General features: G+C 42.6%; 19 protein-coding genes. 10 read left to right on the plus strand and 9 right to left on the minus strand.

All coding sequences use genetic code 11. The features are described from left to right. The first annotated feature begins 19 nt into the window (after window positions 1–19). Complete coding sequence (locus tag JGK07_RS00325; RefSeq protein WP_293281219.1) at window positions 20–778, plus strand: hypothetical protein; 759 nt, start codon at window positions 20–22, stop codon at window positions 776–778. 150 nt (window positions 779–928) lie between these two features. Here the strand turns inward: JGK07_RS00325 and gmk are convergent, their stop codons facing one another. The 4 genes from gmk to JGK07_RS00345 form a co-directional block, all read right to left on the minus strand. Beyond that, window positions 929–1,492, minus strand: a complete 564-nt coding sequence (gene gmk, locus JGK07_RS00330) for a guanylate kinase (RefSeq protein WP_293191176.1) — start codon at window positions 1,490–1,492, stop codon at window positions 929–931. A gap of 78 nt (window positions 1,493–1,570) precedes the next feature. Continuing rightward, on the minus strand, window positions 1,571–1,837 hold the full coding sequence (gene remA / locus JGK07_RS00335) for an extracellular matrix/biofilm regulator RemA (RefSeq protein WP_172193250.1): 267 nt from the start codon (window positions 1,835–1,837) through the stop codon (window positions 1,571–1,573). Window positions 1,838–2,745: 908 nt separating this feature from the next. After that, window positions 2,746–4,848: a M3 family metallopeptidase gene (locus JGK07_RS00340; RefSeq protein ID WP_293176147.1), complete on the minus strand. Its 2,103-nt coding sequence runs from the start codon at window positions 4,846–4,848 to the stop codon at window positions 2,746–2,748. A gap of 535 nt (window positions 4,849–5,383) precedes the next feature. Further along, on the minus strand, window positions 5,384–6,205 hold the full coding sequence (locus tag JGK07_RS00345; RefSeq protein WP_293191172.1) for a hypothetical protein: 822 nt from the start codon (window positions 6,203–6,205) through the stop codon (window positions 5,384–5,386). 127 nt (window positions 6,206–6,332) lie between these two features. Between JGK07_RS00345 and JGK07_RS00350 the strand changes: the two genes are divergently transcribed. Together JGK07_RS00350 and JGK07_RS00355 are read left to right on the plus strand one after the other, a co-directional pair. Then, complete coding sequence (locus JGK07_RS00350; protein ID WP_293205606.1) at window positions 6,333–6,551, plus strand: hypothetical protein; 219 nt, start codon at window positions 6,333–6,335, stop codon at window positions 6,549–6,551. A gap of 88 nt (window positions 6,552–6,639) precedes the next feature. Beyond that, a complete protein-coding gene (locus tag JGK07_RS00355) occupies window positions 6,640–6,774 on the plus strand; it encodes a hypothetical protein (protein WP_293176153.1) in 135 nt (44 codons plus the stop codon). 164 nt (window positions 6,775–6,938) lie between these two features. Here the strand turns inward: JGK07_RS00355 and JGK07_RS00360 are convergent, their stop codons facing one another. The 3 genes from JGK07_RS00360 to JGK07_RS00370 all read right to left on the minus strand — a co-directional run bounded on the left by JGK07_RS00360 (window position 6,939) and on the right by JGK07_RS00370 (window position 9,333). After that, entirely contained in the window at window positions 6,939–7,382 is a 444-nt protein-coding gene (locus JGK07_RS00360) for a hypothetical protein (RefSeq protein WP_293176155.1), read from the minus strand. After that, window positions 7,363–7,839: a type II toxin-antitoxin system antitoxin SocA domain-containing protein gene (locus JGK07_RS00365; RefSeq protein ID WP_293176157.1), complete on the minus strand. Its 477-nt coding sequence runs from the start codon at window positions 7,837–7,839 to the stop codon at window positions 7,363–7,365. Before JGK07_RS00365 ends, JGK07_RS00360 begins: the two co-directional genes overlap by 20 nt. Before the next feature lie 147 nt (window positions 7,840–7,986). Beyond that, the gene (locus tag JGK07_RS00370) at window positions 7,987–9,333 is read right to left on the minus strand and encodes an NB-ARC domain-containing protein (protein ID WP_293241327.1); all 1,347 of its coding nucleotides are present in this window, start codon (window positions 9,331–9,333) and stop codon (window positions 7,987–7,989) included. 208 nt (window positions 9,334–9,541) lie between these two features. Here JGK07_RS00370 and JGK07_RS00375 point away from each other — a divergent pair, with 208 nt between their 5' ends. The 7 genes from JGK07_RS00375 to JGK07_RS00405 all read left to right on the plus strand — a co-directional run bounded on the left by JGK07_RS00375 (window position 9,542) and on the right by JGK07_RS00405 (window position 15,103). After that, on the plus strand, window positions 9,542–9,718 hold the full coding sequence (locus JGK07_RS00375) for a hypothetical protein (protein WP_293176161.1): 177 nt from the start codon (window positions 9,542–9,544) through the stop codon (window positions 9,716–9,718). A gap of 90 nt (window positions 9,719–9,808) precedes the next feature. Continuing rightward, window positions 9,809–10,981 (plus strand): radical SAM protein, encoded by a 1,173-nt coding sequence (locus JGK07_RS00380; protein ID WP_293176332.1) that lies wholly within the window; start codon window positions 9,809–9,811, stop codon window positions 10,979–10,981. Between the two features lie 12 nt (window positions 10,982–10,993). Next, entirely contained in the window at window positions 10,994–12,244 is a 1,251-nt protein-coding gene (locus tag JGK07_RS00385) for an HEXXH motif-containing putative peptide modification protein (RefSeq protein ID WP_293176163.1), read from the plus strand. Further along, window positions 12,238–13,203, plus strand: a complete 966-nt coding sequence (locus tag JGK07_RS00390) for a glycosyltransferase family 9 protein (protein WP_293176165.1) — start codon at window positions 12,238–12,240, stop codon at window positions 13,201–13,203. Before JGK07_RS00385 ends, JGK07_RS00390 begins: the two co-directional genes overlap by 7 nt. Before the next feature lie 16 nt (window positions 13,204–13,219). Beyond that, a complete protein-coding gene (locus tag JGK07_RS00395) occupies window positions 13,220–14,026 on the plus strand; it encodes a hypothetical protein (protein ID WP_293176167.1) in 807 nt (268 codons plus the stop codon). A gap of 48 nt (window positions 14,027–14,074) precedes the next feature. After that, complete coding sequence (locus JGK07_RS00400; RefSeq protein WP_293176169.1) at window positions 14,075–14,593, plus strand: phosphoglycerate mutase family protein; 519 nt, start codon at window positions 14,075–14,077, stop codon at window positions 14,591–14,593. A gap of 99 nt (window positions 14,594–14,692) precedes the next feature. Then, window positions 14,693–15,103, plus strand: coding sequence for a hypothetical protein (locus JGK07_RS00405; protein ID WP_293176171.1), 411 nt, complete (start codon window positions 14,693–14,695; stop codon window positions 15,101–15,103). Window positions 15,104–15,279: 176 nt separating this feature from the next. Here JGK07_RS00405 and JGK07_RS00410 read toward each other — a convergent pair whose 3' ends face one another. After that, complete coding sequence (locus JGK07_RS00410; RefSeq protein WP_293149554.1) at window positions 15,280–15,573, minus strand: TIGR03792 family protein; 294 nt, start codon at window positions 15,571–15,573, stop codon at window positions 15,280–15,282. A 187-nt stretch (window positions 15,574–15,760) separates the two neighbouring features. Continuing rightward, window positions 15,761–17,953 carry a PAS domain S-box protein gene (locus JGK07_RS00415; RefSeq protein ID WP_293197077.1) on the minus strand — a complete coding sequence of 731 codons (2,193 nt, stop codon included), beginning with the start codon at window positions 17,951–17,953 and terminating at the stop codon, window positions 15,761–15,763. Between the last annotated feature and the right edge of the window lie 261 nt (window positions 17,954–18,214).

An 18,214-nucleotide genomic window follows, 5' to 3' on the forward strand; every position in this document is an offset into this window, starting at 1 on the left:
ATTAACAGCAAACAAACTAATGATATCAGATGTCATGACTTCGATGAATGTGCTGCGCCAAGAGGCTGCGGCGATCGGCATTACTGATGCCGAAGCCAGAAAATATGGCGATCTCAGACATAAAAGAACTTGGTCTTTGGCGATCGAACATCACCTCTCGATGCAAGATTTTGCCGATCGCGAAGCCCTCGAAGAAGATCGCACAGCATCCGATTCTGACAGCGCACTCAGCCGCTCTCAGACTGAAGAGTCGAAAGACTACGGCATTCAGCTAACGGCGAACCTGGGTGAATCTGGAGTCAAAACAGATAACAAAACAGCATCTGGGGCTTCGTTGCAACAGCCAGGAATGGCGATCCTCTTCGAGGGCTTCGCTAACGGGCGATCGCCCAACAATTCCGATTACCGCACCAACCCAAACAGAGGTTTTAAACAAGTAGTTCAAAACCACATTAAAGCATTGACAATTTCCTCAGCATCCCGCACAATTCAGCTAAATTCACAACTCAACAATTGGGTTTGTCCCGAGTGCAGCCCCGAGGGCGAATCGGGTTGTCACCTGTGCGCCGGAGAAGGCAATGTCAGCGACATTGCAGCTATTGGCTGGACACTAGCTTATATGGAAATGTTGGGATGTTCTGCTCGCGAAATAGAACCGCTCAGGAAATTTTCGCCTGCGTCCGAAACTCTAGAATTGAATTTAAAATCTTGTGTTGCTATCAAGAAAAGTACCGAAGTTTTAGCGCGTACAGAAAAATGGGTAATTGGTAATTGGTAATTGGTAATTGGTAATTGGTAATTGGTAATTGGTAATTGGTAATTGGTAATTGGTAATTGGTAATTGGTAATTGGTATGCCCGGTTTGCCCTATGCCCAATCGTCCGCGAATCTTTCGCTCGAAAGGCTATAATATCAAATCATCATCATATCATTTCCGGTCGCTGACAAACAACACGGATTCTAGTTTTTTTAAAGCAACTTCTAAATCGTCGTTGACAACTTGGAAGTCGAATTCGCCCGCAGCTTCAATCTCCTCTTTAGCCCGCAGCAACCGACGGGCGATCGCAATTTCGGAATCTTGACCCCGACTCCGCAGCCTGCGCTCCAATTCTTCCCAAGAAGGAGGTAAAATAAAAATTCGCAAAGCTTCAGAAAACTTATTTCTAATTTGCCTTGCTCCTTCGAGTTCAATTTCCAGGATTACCCATTTTCCCTCGCCGATTCCCTGTTTGAGAGCAAAAAATGGAGTACCGTAAAAATTGCCAGCAAACTCAGCCCATTCAGCCAATTCGCCAGCCTCAACCATTTCCTCAAAACGGCTGCGGCTGACAAAATAGTAGTGTTGTCCCTCAATTTCTCCCTCGCGGGGCTTACGAGTTGTCACCGATACCGAAAGATATAATTCGGGATGGCGGTTGAGGAGCGATCGCACTAGGGTGCCTTTCCCCACACCGCTAGGCCCCGTCAGAACAATTAATTTACCGGATTTCATTTTTAGAAGAGAAACGTGTCACAATTTGAGTTTTCGCTTACTCTAGACTGTAAGTGCTCAAATTGCAACCAACAAACCTCAATCATCCCGACCTTGACCGTCTTTGCCGATCGCAAAACGATTAGCAACCGTTTCCGGCTGAATCGCCGAGAGGATAACGTGACTCGAATCAGTAATAATTACCGCCCTCGTGCGGCGGCCGTAAGTAGCATCAACCAGTTGTCCGCGCTCCCGCGCATCAGTAATTATACGCTTAATTGGCGCTGACTCGGGACTGACAATGGCAATCACTCGGTTAGCCGACACAATATTACCAAAGCCGATATTAATTAATTGAATATCCATGAATATCTCAATCTATAGGTGAACAAGTAACTATCAATCCTTACTTATTATCATATATAAATACATTTTTTCTGGCAAGTTAAAATTATTCATAACAAAAAGTTTTAAATTTTCACCTTCATTTTTTGCTCTTTTTTGAAGCAGAGTCTGCCAATCTTTATCAAAACTTTAAAAAACTACCGCTGGTGACCGCTGGATGTTAAAGATTCGGTAAAATTCTCAATTTTTCGTTGCGAATAAAAGCTTTAGCTGTATGGAGAAAACCGCCAGTAAATGTTGCGAAATATAAAGGAAGTTTCAGGTGGAGGGAAAGTTAAGTACCATCACTGATTAATGATAGAAAATATTCACGAAAGGCAGTTTATACTGACAGTATTGAGATTGATGCTGCTTTGATGGGCCTTCAAGCTAATCCAAAAGCTGCTGGCGATTACCTACGGGATAGCCACGTGGCGCATACATCATCCCCAATTTTTCACAAAAAGATTGGGGATGATGTGCCAAACTACAGATGTTTGTTGCATGATGTTCTACAAAAAAAATGTTTCGTAGTGAGGACTTTAGTCCTATTAATACCAATTTAAAAGTGTTACTATAACCCTTCGATATTGTTCTTATAAAATTAGGTACGTTGTTGGGCTTTAGCCCTCTTTAGAAGTATAGATAAAGGAGGCTCAAGCCCAACAACGTACCTTTATTTATTAATATGAAAGTTGCGTCTAATACGCCATCCGAACTTTAAGGGATTAGGGATTAGGGGGAATCTACCTTAAGTGAACTGTATTGGATTATATGTAAATAAAAATTATAGGACTAAAGTCCTCACTACAAACTTTTTAATCCCGCTTTTTAGCGGGATTAATGCAGATAAATTTACCTGCATTAATCCTCAATTATTGGACAGTTTGTTAAGCCGCAACTAAACCGCTGTGTCTCAACAAAGCTTTAGTGCTCGGTTCGCGTCCTCGGAATGTTTTAAACACTTCCATCGGGTGCAAACTGCCGCCCAATCCTAACACTGTATCTCGGAAGAGTTTACCTGTAGAGGCGATCGCACTTTCATCTTCCAAACCCGCCTCCTCAAACGCCGCAAAAGCATCAGCACTAAGGACTTCCGCCCATTTATAGCTGTAATAGCCCGCCGCATAGCCGCCCGCAAAAATGTGCCCGAAAGCGCACAAAAATGCGTCTTCTTCCAGAGGAGGCAACACAGTTGTCGTTTTAGCGATGCGGTTGCGAACATCCGCCACAGTTTCGCTGCCGCCCGATCGATAGCGGTGGTGCAATTCAATATCAACACTGCTAAAATGTACTTGCCTGAGCATGGCACTGCCGCTCATGTAGTGGCGCGCTGCTAACAGCTTTTGGTAATAGTGTTCCGGCAAAGTTTCCCCAGTTTGGTAATGTTTTGCCATCCCGAACAAAGTCGCCCTATCGTAACACCAATTTTCCATAAATTGACTGGGCAATTCCACCGCATCCCACTCAACATTATTGATGCCAGAAGCCCCCGGATAGTCTACCGTTGTTAGCATATGCTGCAAACCGTGGCCGAATTCGTGAAACAAAGTTTCTACTTCCACAAAAGTCATTAAACTCGGTTTCCCATCAACCGGAGGGCTTTGGTTGCACACCAAATACGCCACAGGTAAGCGCGTTGTTGTTTTTCCCGCTTCCACAAACTTAGCGCGCACCACGCACTCATCCATCCAAGCACCGCCGCGCTTTTCTTCTGGGCGGCTGTAGGGGTCTAGATAGAAATTGGCGATCGCATTTCCGGCTTCATCATCTATTCTAAAATAGCGCACGTCTTTGTGCCAGACAGGAGCTTGACCGTCCGTCGCCGTTACCGTCACGCCGAACAGCCGCTTTACTAATCCAAATAACCCCTCCAATACCTGCGGCAAAGCAAAATAAGGACGCAATTCTTCGGCACTAAAAGCAAACTTTTCTTCCCGCTGTCTTTCCGACCAAAAACCAATATCCCAGTGCTTCAAATCCGCAGATTCCAGCGCACCTTTAGAGCTAGCAAAAGCTTTCAATTCTTCTAAATCTTTGACAGCAGCATCGTAGCTAGCTAAGCGCAATTCTTCTAACAAAGCTTCCACTGCTGTAACGTTAGGAGCCATTTTGCTCGCCAAGCTCAATTCGGCATAACTGCTAAACCCGAGCAAAGCAGCTTTTTCGTGGCGCAGTGCTAAAATGCGATCGGTCAAAGGCCAGTTATTCAAATCTCCACTGCTAGCTCTGCCGATCAAAGCTTTGTACAACTTTTCGCGCAAATCGCGGCGAGTGCTGTGCTGCATGAAAGGCCCGTAACTCGGAAAGTCTAAAGTAATCCGCCAAGGGCCATTTTCGGCATCGGCATTTTCGGCGCCGGCACTGCGAGCTGCTTGAGCTGCTAAACTCAACAAACTCGGCGGTAAACCGTCAATTTCGTCTTTGTTTGTGAGGGTGATACTGAAAGCTTTGGTAGCGTCGAGGACATGATTGGAAAATTGAGTAGTAATTTCTGCCATTTCTAATTGAATGGCATTGAAACGCTCTTTTTGCTCGCCTTCTAAACCGACGCCGGAGAGTTGAGCATCTCGGAGTGAGGCTTCGACAATTCGTTGTTGAGCTGGCTCTAAACTGTCCCAATTTTCGCTGGCCCGCAGCGCTTTAAAACCTTCATAAAGCGGTTTGCTCTGACTGAGCTTGCTCGCAAATTTTACTACTTCTGGCTGCACTGTTTCGTGAGCCGATCGCAATTCCGGACTATTTTTCACCCCCATCAAATGTCCGACAATGCTCCAAGTCCAATTTAAACGCTCTCCGAGCCGCTGCAATGGTTCTACCAAGCCGCTCCAAGTCGGCTCAACAGAGGCTTCTAAGGCAGCTAACTCGGCTTCTAGTTCCGTCAGCAGTTGCGTAACGGCGGGGACTACGTGTTCTGGTGCGATCGCATCAAACGGTGGCAATCCTTTGCCAATTAATAACGGGTTATCAGTAACAGTTACGGTTGCGGTCATTTAATTTTCTTGTAACAGGTTGAAAACAGGTGAACTAGACAGATTACCTTTTCAATTTGTAACACAGTTGTCTAAAAAATTCGACTCCAGCCGGGAGAGGGAGAGAGGAGGAGAAGGGGAGAGGCGGAGAAGGGGAGAGGGGGGAGAAGGGGAGAGGCGGAGAGGGAGAGAGGGGGGAGAGGGGGAAAATCTTCCTTCTGAGTGATGACTAACGATCAATTACAACTGACTAAGGAACGAAAATTTAATAACTTATAGATATTTGTGGGATGGGCGTCCCGCCCGTCTTTTCGGGACGGGCGGGACGCCCATCCCACAATAATTAAAATTGTAAGTTATTTAATTCTCATTCCTAATGAACAATTACAACTGCGAACTGCCAACGGGTGTATCTCAGTTTTGCATTTGTAGTGCTGTCCCCGCTCGCGTATTGTACAATACGCGAGTGGGGACAGCACTGTAAAAAAAAATGCTTTTTGCCAAAACCAGATGCTCCCCTGCCAACTGCCAACTGTCAACTGTCAACTGTCAACTGTCAACTGTTTTGCAACTCCTTGACAACCGAGATTAAGCGCTTGAGATGAGGTTTGACAACTTCTTGCTGCTCGTGTTCCAAACGGTGAATTTGAGCTTGAACTACAGACAAATCCGGAGTCGATTGGTACGCAGGAGCTTGCACTTGGCTTTGCAGATTAGCCATAACTTTCTGGATTTCCAAAAATCGAGTATTTACTAATTCCCAGTCATCTCGGGTGAGAGCAGTTTCTGTCAAGCTCTTCATCGCACTTTGCAGTTGTTCTATCGCCTGTTCCACAGCTTCGATATTTGTCGGTTGGCCCACCGATAAATCTTGCATTTGTTCCCTCACCTGCTGGCGAACATCGAGCACAGCAGACGCCACAATTTCTTGCAAAGAAGCTACCGACTCTCCCAAACTCAGCAATTGCCGCTCAATGTCGATCGACTCCTCAAAAGCTGCATTCCTAGGCAATGCAGCCATTTGCTGGCGCAGCGCTGCAATATCTGCTGACAAATGCCTCCGCAATTTAACAATTACCGTTACCGCCGTTTTTTCGACCTTATTTACAGACTTTTGTACTTGGGCCAATTCCGAAGTTTGATGAACCCGCACTTGCTGCTCGAACCGATACCGATTAGCCACATTCAGCGACAAAGCCAAGGTTAGGGGAGCCACCCCGTAAAAAGCTTGACCAGACACTGCCACCGCCAAGGAACCCAAACCAGAGGCCGCCAGAGAGGCGTACTCTGCCACCTCCAGCCAGTGCCTTTGAGGAAAACTTGGCCTCAAGCGGTTTCTAACAGAGGGGTTTGGCTTCCGCACGGCTCTTTGGGTCATAGTATTTTCTCGTTGTTGGTAAGGTTGCGAGACTGGGTGGAGCATTCATTTATATCCTTTTTTCAGTTATATGTTTTTGATTATTGCCGCGCACTCTTCTATTTTTACCTAATTCAGTAAGTTAAGGATGATTGACACATTATTATGTATTTGCGAGCCGTCTTGCTGTCGCCCACAATTGGGGCTGTTAAAAGCTGAGCCCCAAGGCGCCCTCTATTTTACAGGACGGGGGCGCGATCGCCCGAGAGCGATCGACAATTGCTGCACAGGCCAGTCGATTTTAGATTTTCCATTTTTCGATTTGAGATTAAAACTGCCACCTACTGAGGGCGATCGAAGCTTTTAGGCGATCGGTAGTTGCGTTTTTGTTCGTGCATTGGTATAATTTACTTTTTCTCAATTTCTCAGATATAATTTACAGCAAGACTTGACAAATGAAATCAGAAAAACCCGAAAATGCCGATCGGCTTAAATCTATTTTCACTATCATAATCTTTATCATTCTCGTCCTAGCAGTCGGCTTTTTAAGCGTGAATTTTATTTCAGCTCTCTATGCTAAATTTGCTTAAAATTAGGACTTATCCCACGGGTGTCCAAAAACCGGGTTTTTTGCGAGAATATTTCGTGAGTTCCACAGAATCGGTAAAAAACCCGGTTTCTTTAGTCGAAGTGCACAATATCAAGGTCGGACACGGGAGTGTCGTGTCCTGACCGTGGGTAGTTTATTATAATTTCAACTGTAAAGATTGTGCTCTGGATCTAGCCAGACAATATAAAAAACATTTTCACTAAAAAATCCATGTACCCTGCCGTATTCATTAGCAGAGATTTGAAACTGGTAGGGCATATTTACTAGCGCAGATTCATTGGGAATTCCGAAGCCATTAGGTTCGGTAGTATTTTGCCAAGCTATGCCATGACAACGCAAACTTTTACTCTGATTATTGATAACTTCTTGAGCATTCAATTGCGACAAATCCCGCAGCCGTCTCAATAGAGATGCTAGATACTTAGCATCTCTACCGCCAATTGGGAACTTATTTTTCTCATCCTGATAATACCTGAAAGAAAAACTAATTCCTTCTGGAATTTGGATATTGACAACCTCTCTCCTTGCCGAAGATGGTTGACTGCGAATCTCTGTATCTTGTCTTTTTTTATGCTTCTTCGATGACACGGCTTTTGTAAAATTTTTTCATTGATTCCTTGGTAATAATAGCATGAGAAGGTTCATCTTTTGGCAACTCACCTCTAGCATTAATCCAAGGATCTTCGCGTCGCACCATCAATTCTAACTCATAGGCATCCCGAAAGAGGTAATCATCGGATAACTCGTCTAAAAACTCTTGTACTTCTTTGGGAAACTCTGGTTTTTCGACTTCTTTCAGAATTGGCTTAAAGTCAAATTGTTCTTTGTATTCATAAAATAAAGCCGGGATAGTCGGCCCGTGTACCCAAGCTTCAAAATCTTCATCAAACAGCGGTGTATCTTCAAAGGCTAAATACCATGCTTGGGCGTAGTACAAGAGTTTTTGTAGCTTGTGGTTGCTGAGGTAGGAGCCTACATCATTCGCGAACCAGATGTAGTAATCAGCGAGTTGGGAGGCTGTTGTGACTGTAGTTATTGTTGTCATATAACTCGACTCAATATGTTTTGTATTTTATGATAGCACAGTCACCCTCTTTTATGATTTGGCGGTTGAAACCGCTACTACACAAACAAAGTCTGCCTCCGCAGACTAAGAAATAAAAGGCTTATTGATATTAGTACAACATCTCGGTTACAATCCTTTGATATACTGCTTCAGTACAGGTGACAGAGTGTAAAGACTTGCTTCTTTTTCGATCAAGCAGCGCCGCGATAGAGATTGCAAGGCGTTGAGCAAATCTGATGATGATATTTGTCCATTTTGGAGCAATTTGGCGAAGTTGACTGGCTGGTTTTCTGTCGCCAGCAATGACAGAACTTGTTTTTCTAGTTCGGAAGTGCGATCGAACTGCTCATCTAAAACATCTTTCAAATCTTCCGGCAACAATATGGTATCATCTATTAATAACTCTGCCGCGCCGATTCCCAACTCTTGAATCAAAGTCGCCACGCTTTTTAACCATAACGGATTGCCTTGGTAGCGGTGAATGAGCGCTTCGCAGTTGTCGATGTCCGTTAATCCTTTATCTCTGAGTATTTCCCGTGCGGCTGCGGTGTCTAAACCAGTGAGTTGTAAGGTACGAATGGGAGTATTTTCGCTGGTGAGTTGAGGAACTTCTTTGGGTGGTTCCCAACCGATTAGTAGAAAGCAACTTTGATGGGATAATTTTTCTATCTGTTTGAATAAAGAGCGATATTCTTCGTGTTCTGGTTTATATTTTCCTGCGAATTCGTCGCTACAGAAAAGGTTGTGAACGTCATCTAAGACTACTAAACAGCGATGGTTTTGTAAATACTTAATTAGTGGTAAGCGCTTCTGGTTTGTTGGGGATGAATCTGGGTTTTCTGAATTGGAAAAAAGCTGTGTTAGGTTTGATTGAAATTTATCGATGATGGGGAATTCGTCTAGGGTGTACCAAACTGCGTATTCAAACTCGTCTTTGATTTGTTGTACGAGTTGTACTGCTAGGGATGTTTTGCCGATGCCGCTGATGCCGGTGAGGGTGATGAGGCGGCAGTTTTGTTGTAGAATCCAGGTTGTGAGGGTTTGGAGTTCGGAAGTGCGATCGAAGAAATTACCTAATTCCGGCATTTCGCTTAAATCTTGATGTGATGTTTTTTGATTTGATGGCTGTGAGTTTGGTATATTTGGCGGGTGTCTTCCTTCTCCGCAGATGTTAAAACTACCGCTAACGTTTTGTGCAAAGTTTAAAATATTAGAGTTCTGCAACCTCTCCATTGCCGATCGAACATTCGATTTACTAACAACTTCTCCCAACTCTTCTGAAAGTATCTGCCATAGTTCTGAACCTACTTTCCTCACACTACTTTCTGAACAGTCAAAGTTTTTGGCTATGTGCTTGTATGTCTCATGTTCTAGAGTGCCTTTGAGTACCGCTGCTTGTAAATCGTCAAGGTGTTGGCCTGTTCTCTCGAAGACAATTTTATCCGCGATTTTTAAAGCTTCTTTTAGGTTCATCGGATAAGGGATATGTGAAGTTTTTATGTATTATACACATTGATCCGCTTTTTAGAACAATTTTGTACAAAAATGTACAAAAATAAATTAAATAAAATGAAACAGAGAAAAATTGTAGGCAAAATTGAACTTTTTTGTGCTGGACAAATCTTTAGTTTCCACAAATAATAGAACAATGCTAAATCAATCAAATGTGTGAGGCAAATAAATGACAGTTTATCTTGGTTCTAAACCTCTTGCTGAAATCGCAGTTAATGGTTTGAAAGAGGAACAGTTACAGAAAATTAATCCAAAAGTTGTAGCTGCGATTCAAGCGATTCAAGCCGAACGTATGGGTAAAGAGCCAATTGCCTGGGCTGATTTCAGTAGTCACACTACTGATTAAATTCAGATTATTACAGAGACGGCGCTTGGCTGGGAAGTCTTTTAGCCAAGAATGATTTTGGTTCTACAGTATAGTTTTGAAGGAAAATTTATGTCACTTGAGTTGCTTCTACCCCAAAGAACTGAGTTCTACGAAGTCCGACCTATAACAACTGTTGTAGTTAAAATCGTGAGTCGTTGCAATCTCAAGTGTTCCTATTGCTATATGTATGAGCACCCAGATCAAACTTGGAGAGAGCAGCCAGTTTTGATGAGCGTTGAGACGATCCAGCTTCTGGCGGATCGTCTCAGTAGCTATGTTCGCGAGCGTAAGTTAAAGCAGCTTATTGTGGTCTTTCATGGGGGTGAGCCTCTGCTACTAGGAGCTTCTAAACTTAGAGAGTTTTTCACTATCTTGCGAAGTAGTTTTCAGGATGTTGAAGCTGATATCAAGTTCGGACTTCAAACGAATGGAACGCTGGTAGACGATGACATTGTACAGGTATTTCAAGACTTCAAAGTGCGTGCAGGTGTGAGTATTGACGGGCCGCAAGAATGGAACGATCTTATGCGAGTTGATGCCAAAGGGCGTGGCAGCTTTTCGCAGATTATCGCTGGTGTAGAAAAGCTGCGTAATCCCAAGTCTGGAGGGTCTGTGTTTGGAGGTTTTCTCACAGTTGCGAATCCTGAAATAGATCCTTATGAGCTATTGACATTCTTTGAGGAACTAAACACCACTGCTATAGATTTTCTTCTGCCAGACTTCAACTATGATACTTTTCCCTACGATAAGTATCCCCCAGGAACTTTTGGTCGATGGCTATCCGCTCTTTTCGATTATTGGTTAGCTTCAGAAACTAAGATGGAAGTTCGTATATTCAGAACTATCATGAAGCTTTTAATGGGTGGAAAGAGAGGCTATGATTCCTATGGGGCATTGAGTGATGGAGTCATTGTGGTTGAGACTGATGGCACTTATCACGGACTAGATGTTCTGAAAACTGCATATCATGGTGCTACCAAAACAGGTATGTCACTGAATTCTCATCCGATTGAAGCTTTAGAATCTTTGCCTCTGGTCACAGCACTATCTAACAAGCAGTCTTCTGCACCTCAAAAGTGCTTTGATTGTCGCTTATTTGATATCTGTGGTGGCGGATATCTTCCCCATCGTTACAGTTCCGAGCATGGTTTTAATCGGGAATCAATTTATTGTGAAGATCTAATAATTCTCATCGATCATATCAAAGATTACTTATCCACTGAACTATCAGCTATCTCATAAATACGTTGCGTTATGATCGTGTGTGCAGAGCAAGAGACTAAGATTGAAACTGTTGACTTGGAGTTGACCTGTAAGCTAGATGACACTCAACTATTCTACCAAAATGCGTTGATTAAATATGTCGAGGAGTCAGCTACTCGACACATAGCCATGCTGTATATTCTCAGCAATCAAGGTTATGAGCTAGCTGTGGCGCTTCTCCAACAAAGCGATGATGTGAATATGTTGAGCGGTTTGTTTTTGCAATATCGGGAACTTGAAGCAAAATCTCGATCGCTTTTCCAAGCTTACGTCAGTGGTGATATTGCTAGCATTAAGGCCTTCCTAATTAATTTTTATACTCTGTTTTCACCACTGAGTGGGGGTTTGAGTTTAGGTTTAGAACCTCTCAAAAACGTGAAAGTCACTCCTGGCTCTCTTCTTTGTTTTCCTACGCTAGCTAGAGCGGGGGCTGTGACGCAAGATAGCAATCTTGCAGAAATTACAGAACAAGCAATTGAGGTGTTAATTGATGATAAATCCGATCGCATAACCTGGTTGCCAGACAGCTTTACACGGTCAGGAATTCGTATTTCCACAGCAATCACTCAACCAGCAGCAGCGGGAAATGAGTTTAATTTCATTGAAAAAGGTGATCTGCACGATGTTTCGGCTGTAAGCACCAGGCATGATGAAATCCGCCTCTGCTTGGATATGCTTGGATTCCTAGATATTGGACTTGGTGTCAGCATGAGTCGCGTGATGAAGGTGTACACTGTCTTACCTCGTTACTCTCCAACTACACGGAAAGCTGGTTCTGTATCACAGTTGCCTGGTTGGGCTTGGCAAGATTTCGATCCAGAAGCCGATCGAATGGAAGAAAGATGCCACTTGTGCGTACAAATGGTGCATGAGTTTTTTCATACGAAAGTTAATCTAATAGAAAAAAATGTGCGTCTTTACACAACAGACGGAAATTCACCAGAGGTTTTCTCTCCTTGGAAAAACAGAAACCGTCCTCTTAGACAGGTGATTCATGCTTTGATGACCTTTTCGGCCGGGGCGGCTGTATGGGCTAAACTTGTATCTTCTCCTTGGTTTTCATCTGGAAAGTTGTACTCTGAAGCTGAAAGTTATTGGGTTGAAACACTTGGCTTTGCTGATATAGCTTATCAAGGTTTAATCAAGTCTGAAGCGTTAACTGATGCGGGCAAGCTTTTAGTTAGTGCTTCTGTTGATAATTTACATTCTGTAGTTAAGGCAGGTCGGAGTAATTTATGCTAGATGTTCAAAAATTTAGGCGACCAGTAGTTTTTTTGGCTAATGGGATTGGAGATCATATTGTTGCATTGCCTGCACTTCGTGCGCTTTCTAACATCTTTTACGGTCGATTATCACTGATTGTTGTAGATGAAGCGTACACACAGATTTTCTCAGATATTGTTTTTGAATCTGTATGGTATATAAAAACTTTTGGAGTTCTAGGTACTCATGTAATGCAGAAAATAGGAAGAGAATTAGCACCGTTTGATTATGAAGCATTAGCTGAAGAAGCTAGTGGCTGTGACTTGTTTATATCTCTTTGTTTATGGACTTCACCTGATTTAGAACGTTTAGTTAAAAAAATATCACCTTCTGTTTCTGTGGGGTTTCATTCTAGATTCACTTATAAATTTTCAGAAGCTGTTAATTGTTTTGATACTCTTTTTTCTGTAAATCATTTTTTCAATCCTAAGATTAAGATTGAAGATTTTAGTAATCCTCCTTCTATCGAACAAAAATATTTAAAGCTAGTCCATGACCTGAAAAAAAATATGACAAAAAATAAACTACTAATTTTACACACAGATACTAAGCAAAGAAAAATGTGGTCATCTGACAATTTCCTGAAGACAATAGATGAATTTTTGTCAGTTCAGACTGACTACATAGTTATTATTGTAGGAATGTGTCACAACTTACCTTTGGAATCGGCATATCATAGAAATAGAATTTTTGACGTATGCGGCATTCCTCTAAGATTGTCATTTGCTTTACTAAGTGTTGCTGACCTTTTTTTGGGTATTGATTCCTGTTTGCTTCATGTTGCCGACTTGTTTCGTGTACGAGGAGTAGGTATTTTTGGACCAACTAAGCCAAAAAAATGGGGCTTTCGGTTTGCCCAGCATAAACATATTACTTCTGATTCTATTGCGTCGATTGCATCAGAGGAAGTCATTGATGCTCTGATTTCATTGTGTTAATTTAAAGGAAAAAATCATGGATCAGCTTATTCAAGGGGTAAGAATACTTCTAAATTATAATGACATCACTTGGGAAAATCGCCTTTTTTTAAGTTCAGGAACAGAACAGGCTAGTGTTTCAACCGATCGAGCTTTGACTCCTTATTGTAGTGATGCAATTGTCCCTCGATTACCGTGGCGAACACTTACTTCACTGGAACAAAAAATCCTCTTCAGCAGTAAGCTTGAGAATCTGCCAAGTCTGTATGTAAGCATTCTGAATATTCCTCAAAATATTTTAGGTTATCTGAATGATTTAGGTAGTGTAGAAGACCATAGGTTGTTGAAGTATGTTTTGCAAAAAGAGAGGGTAAAAAAAGGTATCAGCCTAATTCAGGAGTATATTGAGACGTTCCGTATCCAAAGTGCAGAATTAAGTGAGTATAGAATTGGGTGGAATGCTCCTAACCAGATGACTGTAACTGTTGGAAGCGATAGCTGTCGCGTTGGTCTCCACATTGATAATCAGCGTGGCTCATCGCTGCATCGTATCTCGATCAATCTTGGATCTGAACCGCGCTATTTCTTGTTCATTAATTTATCAATTGAGCAGTTGTATAGATTGCTTTCCGAGACTGATGATAATGTAGTTAGTAAAACTTCGGGTAGTTCAAGAATTGGCAGGGCATTCATGCAGCTTTTTCCCAATTATCCGGTTGTTAAATTGAGAGTTAACCCAGGAGAGGCTTATATAGCTCCCACAGAACATATTACTCACGATGGGTGTACAGAGGTAACAGAAAGTCTTGATGTATTTTTTACCCTGCGATCCCTATTTGGTTAATCCTGATACTTTGAGAAACTGTAAATTACTAGGAAAGGAGTTTAAGAAATGAAATTAATTTTAATAAGACATGGTGAATCTATATCTAATAAAAATAAAATACAGTTAAGTAATAATGATAATATACTTACTTCCGAAGGAGAGGAACAAGCCAATCTTTGTGGGAAAGCATTGAAATTGTGGCTTGGAACAAGAGACTTTAGGTTGTATGCTTCTACATCTGTTAGAGCAAGATTAACAGCAGAAATTATTAAGAATGAAATAGACCCATCAATTCAGGTTAAGTATGATATTCGCTTGATAGAGAAGCGTTTGCAAGAATCCTATGAAGAATGTTTTAAGAGATTTCAAAATTTTATTAACGATCCGATTCTTAATAAAAATGTAACCGCGGAAATTCTTGTAATGATTACTCATGGAAACTTAATTCAATCGGTAATTGGAAACGCTTTAAATTTACATGACTGTTCTATAATTGAAACTACAAATTGTGCAGTTTCAATGCTTAGTGATGGAAGGGTCATCGGTTACAATATGGTTCTTCATTTACAACATTTTTTTAGATAGGATCATTATCTAAAGTTGGAGAGAGTTCCTTTTAAAAGTTGTAATACGCCAACTAATGTTGGTATAATTATCCAAGAAACAATACAGTAAATATCAATCATGGAAGAGAATTTTATGCTATTGAATGAGTTAGCAAAAAGACTATCCTATAAGCCAGGTTATAGCTTTTTAATTCGTAGAATCGACAACGAAAAAGCTTTGATTTCTCTTAGATGTCCATCGTTACCTCATTCTCAAGAAGAAGGTGAGGAGGTTGGGTTAACAATCAATAACACAGTAAAGCTGTCAGCGATCGTAACACCATCAGATGCCTTACACGCTTTCGCAAACGTCGTGGCAAGTCTGGAGCTTCATGAATCGGCAGAATGGTTCAAAATAGACGATCGGCAAGTATTCCTGCCACATGGTTGGGGAGATGAATTTGGCGGCTTTAAGTGGGAGGATTTTATGAATCTTAATGGTAAGTTTCTTAGTGCTCTAAAGAACTTTATCGAGCTGCCTAGTATGTGAAGTAGAGATGCTTGCATGAATAGCGATCGCCCTTCACACCAAATACCAAACACTGCGATCATTGTACGGAGTGCGATCACCCTTTCTGGTTTCTGACGACCGATCGCCTAAAATGAAAGAGCGATCGCCCTTTATACCAAATACCAAACACTGCGATGATTGTACGAGTTGCGATACTAATGCAAAAACTTGCGAACTTGATATTCGCGACTTTCGACGATCGGCATTTGCAAATCGCCCATTTTAGCATCCAACTCATCGATTGTGCTTTGCGGCACCGAGTTCCACTGTTCCCTAGTTTCCCAGCGAATCAACATCAGCACCTCATTTTCCACCGCATCCACCCAAACTTCTTTGCCCAAATAACCGGGAAAACTTTTGAGTCCGGCCGTCCAAACTTCTTCATCTCGCAGAATAAACTGTTCCCATTTTTCGCGAGGTACTTTAAATCTCAGCCATTCAATTACCATATTATTTTAGATTTTAGATTGTAGATTGTAGATTTTGTAGGGTGCCTCAGGCAAAAAATGATTGGTATCTCGTATAAGATTCATTCCTGACGCACCTACAAAACTTAGTGAAAAAACATTAGTCCTTAGTCGCCACATTCTGATAGGAAAAGCACCCTCAAATAATTCCAGGTTTGGATCGAATCGATTAATCGTTACCGATCGCAATTTTAACGATTAACTCAGTTCCCTCTCCCGGACGAGAAATACACAGCAAGTCACCACCATGCTTTTCTACTACCAAATGCTGGGATATTGCCAATCCCAAACCTGTGCTCGTGGCCTGACATTTAGTGGTAAATAAAGGGTCAAAGATACGGCAGAGAACTTCTTCAGTCATTCCAGGGCCGTTGTCGCTAATGGCGATCGCCACTTCGCTCTCCCCTATCACTTCTGTCCGAATCCGAATTTCGGGATTGAATATTTCAGTTCCCGAGCTACCGGCAGACAACAAAGACTGATTTTGGATTGTACCATACTTTTCCGGATTTCTTCCCTCTGCTTCCAAAGCGTCGATCGCATTTGTCAACAAGTGCATGAACACTTGATTTAACTGTCCCGGATAGCAGCGGACTCGCGGCAAATTCCCGTATTCCTTAACTAGAGAAATACCCGGCCGTCCCCCTTTAGCTTGGAGGCGATTTTGCAAGATCAGCACAGTGCTGTCCAAACCTTCATGGATATCCGCAGGCTTCATTTCAGGTTCGTCAGTACGCGAGAACAAGCGGAGCGATCGCACAACATCCCGAATTCTCTCCGAACCGACTTTCATTGAATTTAGCAGTTTTGGTATGTCTTTTTTGATGAAGTCTAAGTCTAATTCTTCCATCAAATCTTGAATTTCCGGAGCTGGATCGGGATAATTTTTTTGGTAAAGGTCGATCGAACGCAGCAGTTCTTGAATGTAGCCAGTGGCGTGGCTGACGTTGCCAGAAATGAAACTAACTGGATTGTTGATTTCATGCGCTATTCCTGCTACCAACTGCCCTAGAGATGACATCTTTTCTGTTTGAATCAGTTGAGTTTGAGTTTGCTGCAAAACTAACAGCGTCCGCTCTAATTTTGCCGCTTGCTGGCGCAGGCGTTCTTCCGATTCTTGCAAAGCCAACAAAGACTGTTTGCTTTCTGTAATGTCCAATCCCACAAATACTGCTGCCGTATTTTTTTGATATTTTTGAGCCACAATTAAATAAGTTTTATTTTCTCCTCTGATGCTCGCTGTTACTTCTTGAGAGGTCTTATGGTTCGAGCCGACAAAAAAATCGTATACTAAGTCGTTAAATTTGGGACTTGTATCTAAAAAACCTACTTTTTTACCTGTAAATAGTTCCGCAGGCATTTGGTAAGCGGAAGCTAAATGTCGGTTTACTCCCAAGTAGCGCAAATCGGAACTTACCCAAGAAACTAATCCGGGCACCGCATCCAAGACGGCTTGAAGTTGCTCTTTTGCCTCTAAAAGCGCAGATTTTGCTGCGAGGCGAGCCCAAATGTCGCGGGCGATCGTGCAGCAGTATTCGCAGCCGTCGTATTCTAAATAATTGACTTGAACTTCGACGGGAAAACTGGTGCCGTTTTTAGTTCTATAACTGGTTTCAAAAGTAAGGTTGTTTTGCTGCTTGAGTTCAACCCAGCGATCTGGCCAATCCGATGCTGACAATTGCGAATCGATGTCGCTCAATCTCAGGTTTAGCAGTTCCGATTCCGAGTAACCTCCTCGATCGCAAGCCGCTTTATTCGCATAGCAAATTTGACCGTCGGAGGTGGTAAAAAAAACTGTATCAGCAGCATTGTCGAGGGCATTTTGAGTTAGTTGTAGTTTTGTTTCTAACTGCTGGCTTTTGCCACCGGGCCTCCATATATTGTAGAAATTTCTTTCTGTTATCTTTTCGGCAAACAGGATCAAACCGCCGATCGCACCCTCGTTATTTTTCCACGGCAAAAATACCCATTTTTCCGAAGCGCTGACCCCAACTTCGATTTTTCCTGCTACAGATACGGGCGATTGCCCTACGACAAACTCGCTATATTCCAAAACTCCCGCCAAACAAGCGCGAGCATTTTGGTGCCAATATTCCGGGAGATTTGGGAACAGTTCCCAATGAGACCGACCAAGGGCCTCACCGCAACCAAACCCGCAATCTGTTTCCCAGCGACGAGAAACTGACAGATAGCGCATTTCACAATCTACCATTGCCACGGCGTCGGCGGATCGCTCCACAAACCGCCGAAATCCCTCTTTATTTTCGGACATGGCTGCATCAGGGGGTTGGTGGGCGATCGGGATTTTCCCCCCGGCATACCTTCCCAGTCGAATTTCTTGCTTAACTGGCTTAGTTTGCACGATTTGGGATTTCCTCCATAGCTGTCAAGTTTGAAAAATCTATTTCAGACCTAAAACACTCTTCCCCTGATTGGCTGTTTTGGGTGATACCCTTGGAGGGTCTCACCCATCAGTAATATCATTTTTTAGGGGATGTGTCCATAGGTACTTAATAAATTGTTCCCGAAACTTTGACATTCAGGAAATTTCCTCATAATTATTCAACATTTGAGGTGGCGCAGCAGTACGCGCGGCAATGCTATCCCTCTTCGTGAATCGCCC

It is taken from the genome of Microcoleus sp. PH2017_24_DOB_U_A, assembly GCF_020738205.1.
In the GTDB taxonomy this organism is placed as follows: domain Bacteria; phylum Cyanobacteriota; class Cyanobacteriia; order Cyanobacteriales; family Microcoleaceae; genus Microcoleus.

Bases quoted from the DNA above. Each gene is read 5' to 3' on its own strand.
- JGK07_RS00325 (WP_293281219.1), top strand. From the start codon at position 20: ATGATATCAGATGTCATGACTTCGATGAATGTGCTGCGCCAAGAGGCT.
- gmk (WP_293191176.1), bottom strand. From the start codon at position 1,492: ATGAAATCCGGTAAATTAATTGTTCTGACGGGGCCTAGCGGTGTGGGG.
- remA (WP_172193250.1), bottom strand. From the start codon at position 1,837: ATGGATATTCAATTAATTAATATCGGCTTTGGTAATATTGTGTCGGCT.
- JGK07_RS00340 (WP_293176147.1), bottom strand. From the start codon at position 4,848: ATGACCGCAACCGTAACTGTTACTGATAACCCGTTATTAATTGGCAAA.
- JGK07_RS00345 (WP_293191172.1), bottom strand. From the start codon at position 6,205: ATGACCCAAAGAGCCGTGCGGAAGCCAAACCCCTCTGTTAGAAACCGC.
- JGK07_RS00350 (WP_293205606.1), top strand. From the start codon at position 6,333: ATGATTGACACATTATTATGTATTTGCGAGCCGTCTTGCTGTCGCCCA.
- JGK07_RS00355 (WP_293176153.1), top strand. From the start codon at position 6,640: ATGAAATCAGAAAAACCCGAAAATGCCGATCGGCTTAAATCTATTTTC.
- JGK07_RS00365 (WP_293176157.1), bottom strand. From the start codon at position 7,839: ATGACAACAATAACTACAGTCACAACAGCCTCCCAACTCGCTGATTAC.
- JGK07_RS00370 (WP_293241327.1), bottom strand. From the start codon at position 9,333: ATGAACCTAAAAGAAGCTTTAAAAATCGCGGATAAAATTGTCTTCGAG.
- JGK07_RS00375 (WP_293176161.1), top strand. From the start codon at position 9,542: ATGACAGTTTATCTTGGTTCTAAACCTCTTGCTGAAATCGCAGTTAAT.
- JGK07_RS00380 (WP_293176332.1), top strand. From the start codon at position 9,809: ATGTCACTTGAGTTGCTTCTACCCCAAAGAACTGAGTTCTACGAAGTC.
- JGK07_RS00385 (WP_293176163.1), top strand. From the start codon at position 10,994: ATGATCGTGTGTGCAGAGCAAGAGACTAAGATTGAAACTGTTGACTTG.
- JGK07_RS00390 (WP_293176165.1), top strand. From the start codon at position 12,238: ATGCTAGATGTTCAAAAATTTAGGCGACCAGTAGTTTTTTTGGCTAAT.
- JGK07_RS00395 (WP_293176167.1), top strand. From the start codon at position 13,220: ATGGATCAGCTTATTCAAGGGGTAAGAATACTTCTAAATTATAATGAC.
- JGK07_RS00400 (WP_293176169.1), top strand. From the start codon at position 14,075: ATGAAATTAATTTTAATAAGACATGGTGAATCTATATCTAATAAAAAT.
- JGK07_RS00405 (WP_293176171.1), top strand. From the start codon at position 14,693: ATGGAAGAGAATTTTATGCTATTGAATGAGTTAGCAAAAAGACTATCC.
- JGK07_RS00410 (WP_293149554.1), bottom strand. From the start codon at position 15,573: ATGGTAATTGAATGGCTGAGATTTAAAGTACCTCGCGAAAAATGGGAA.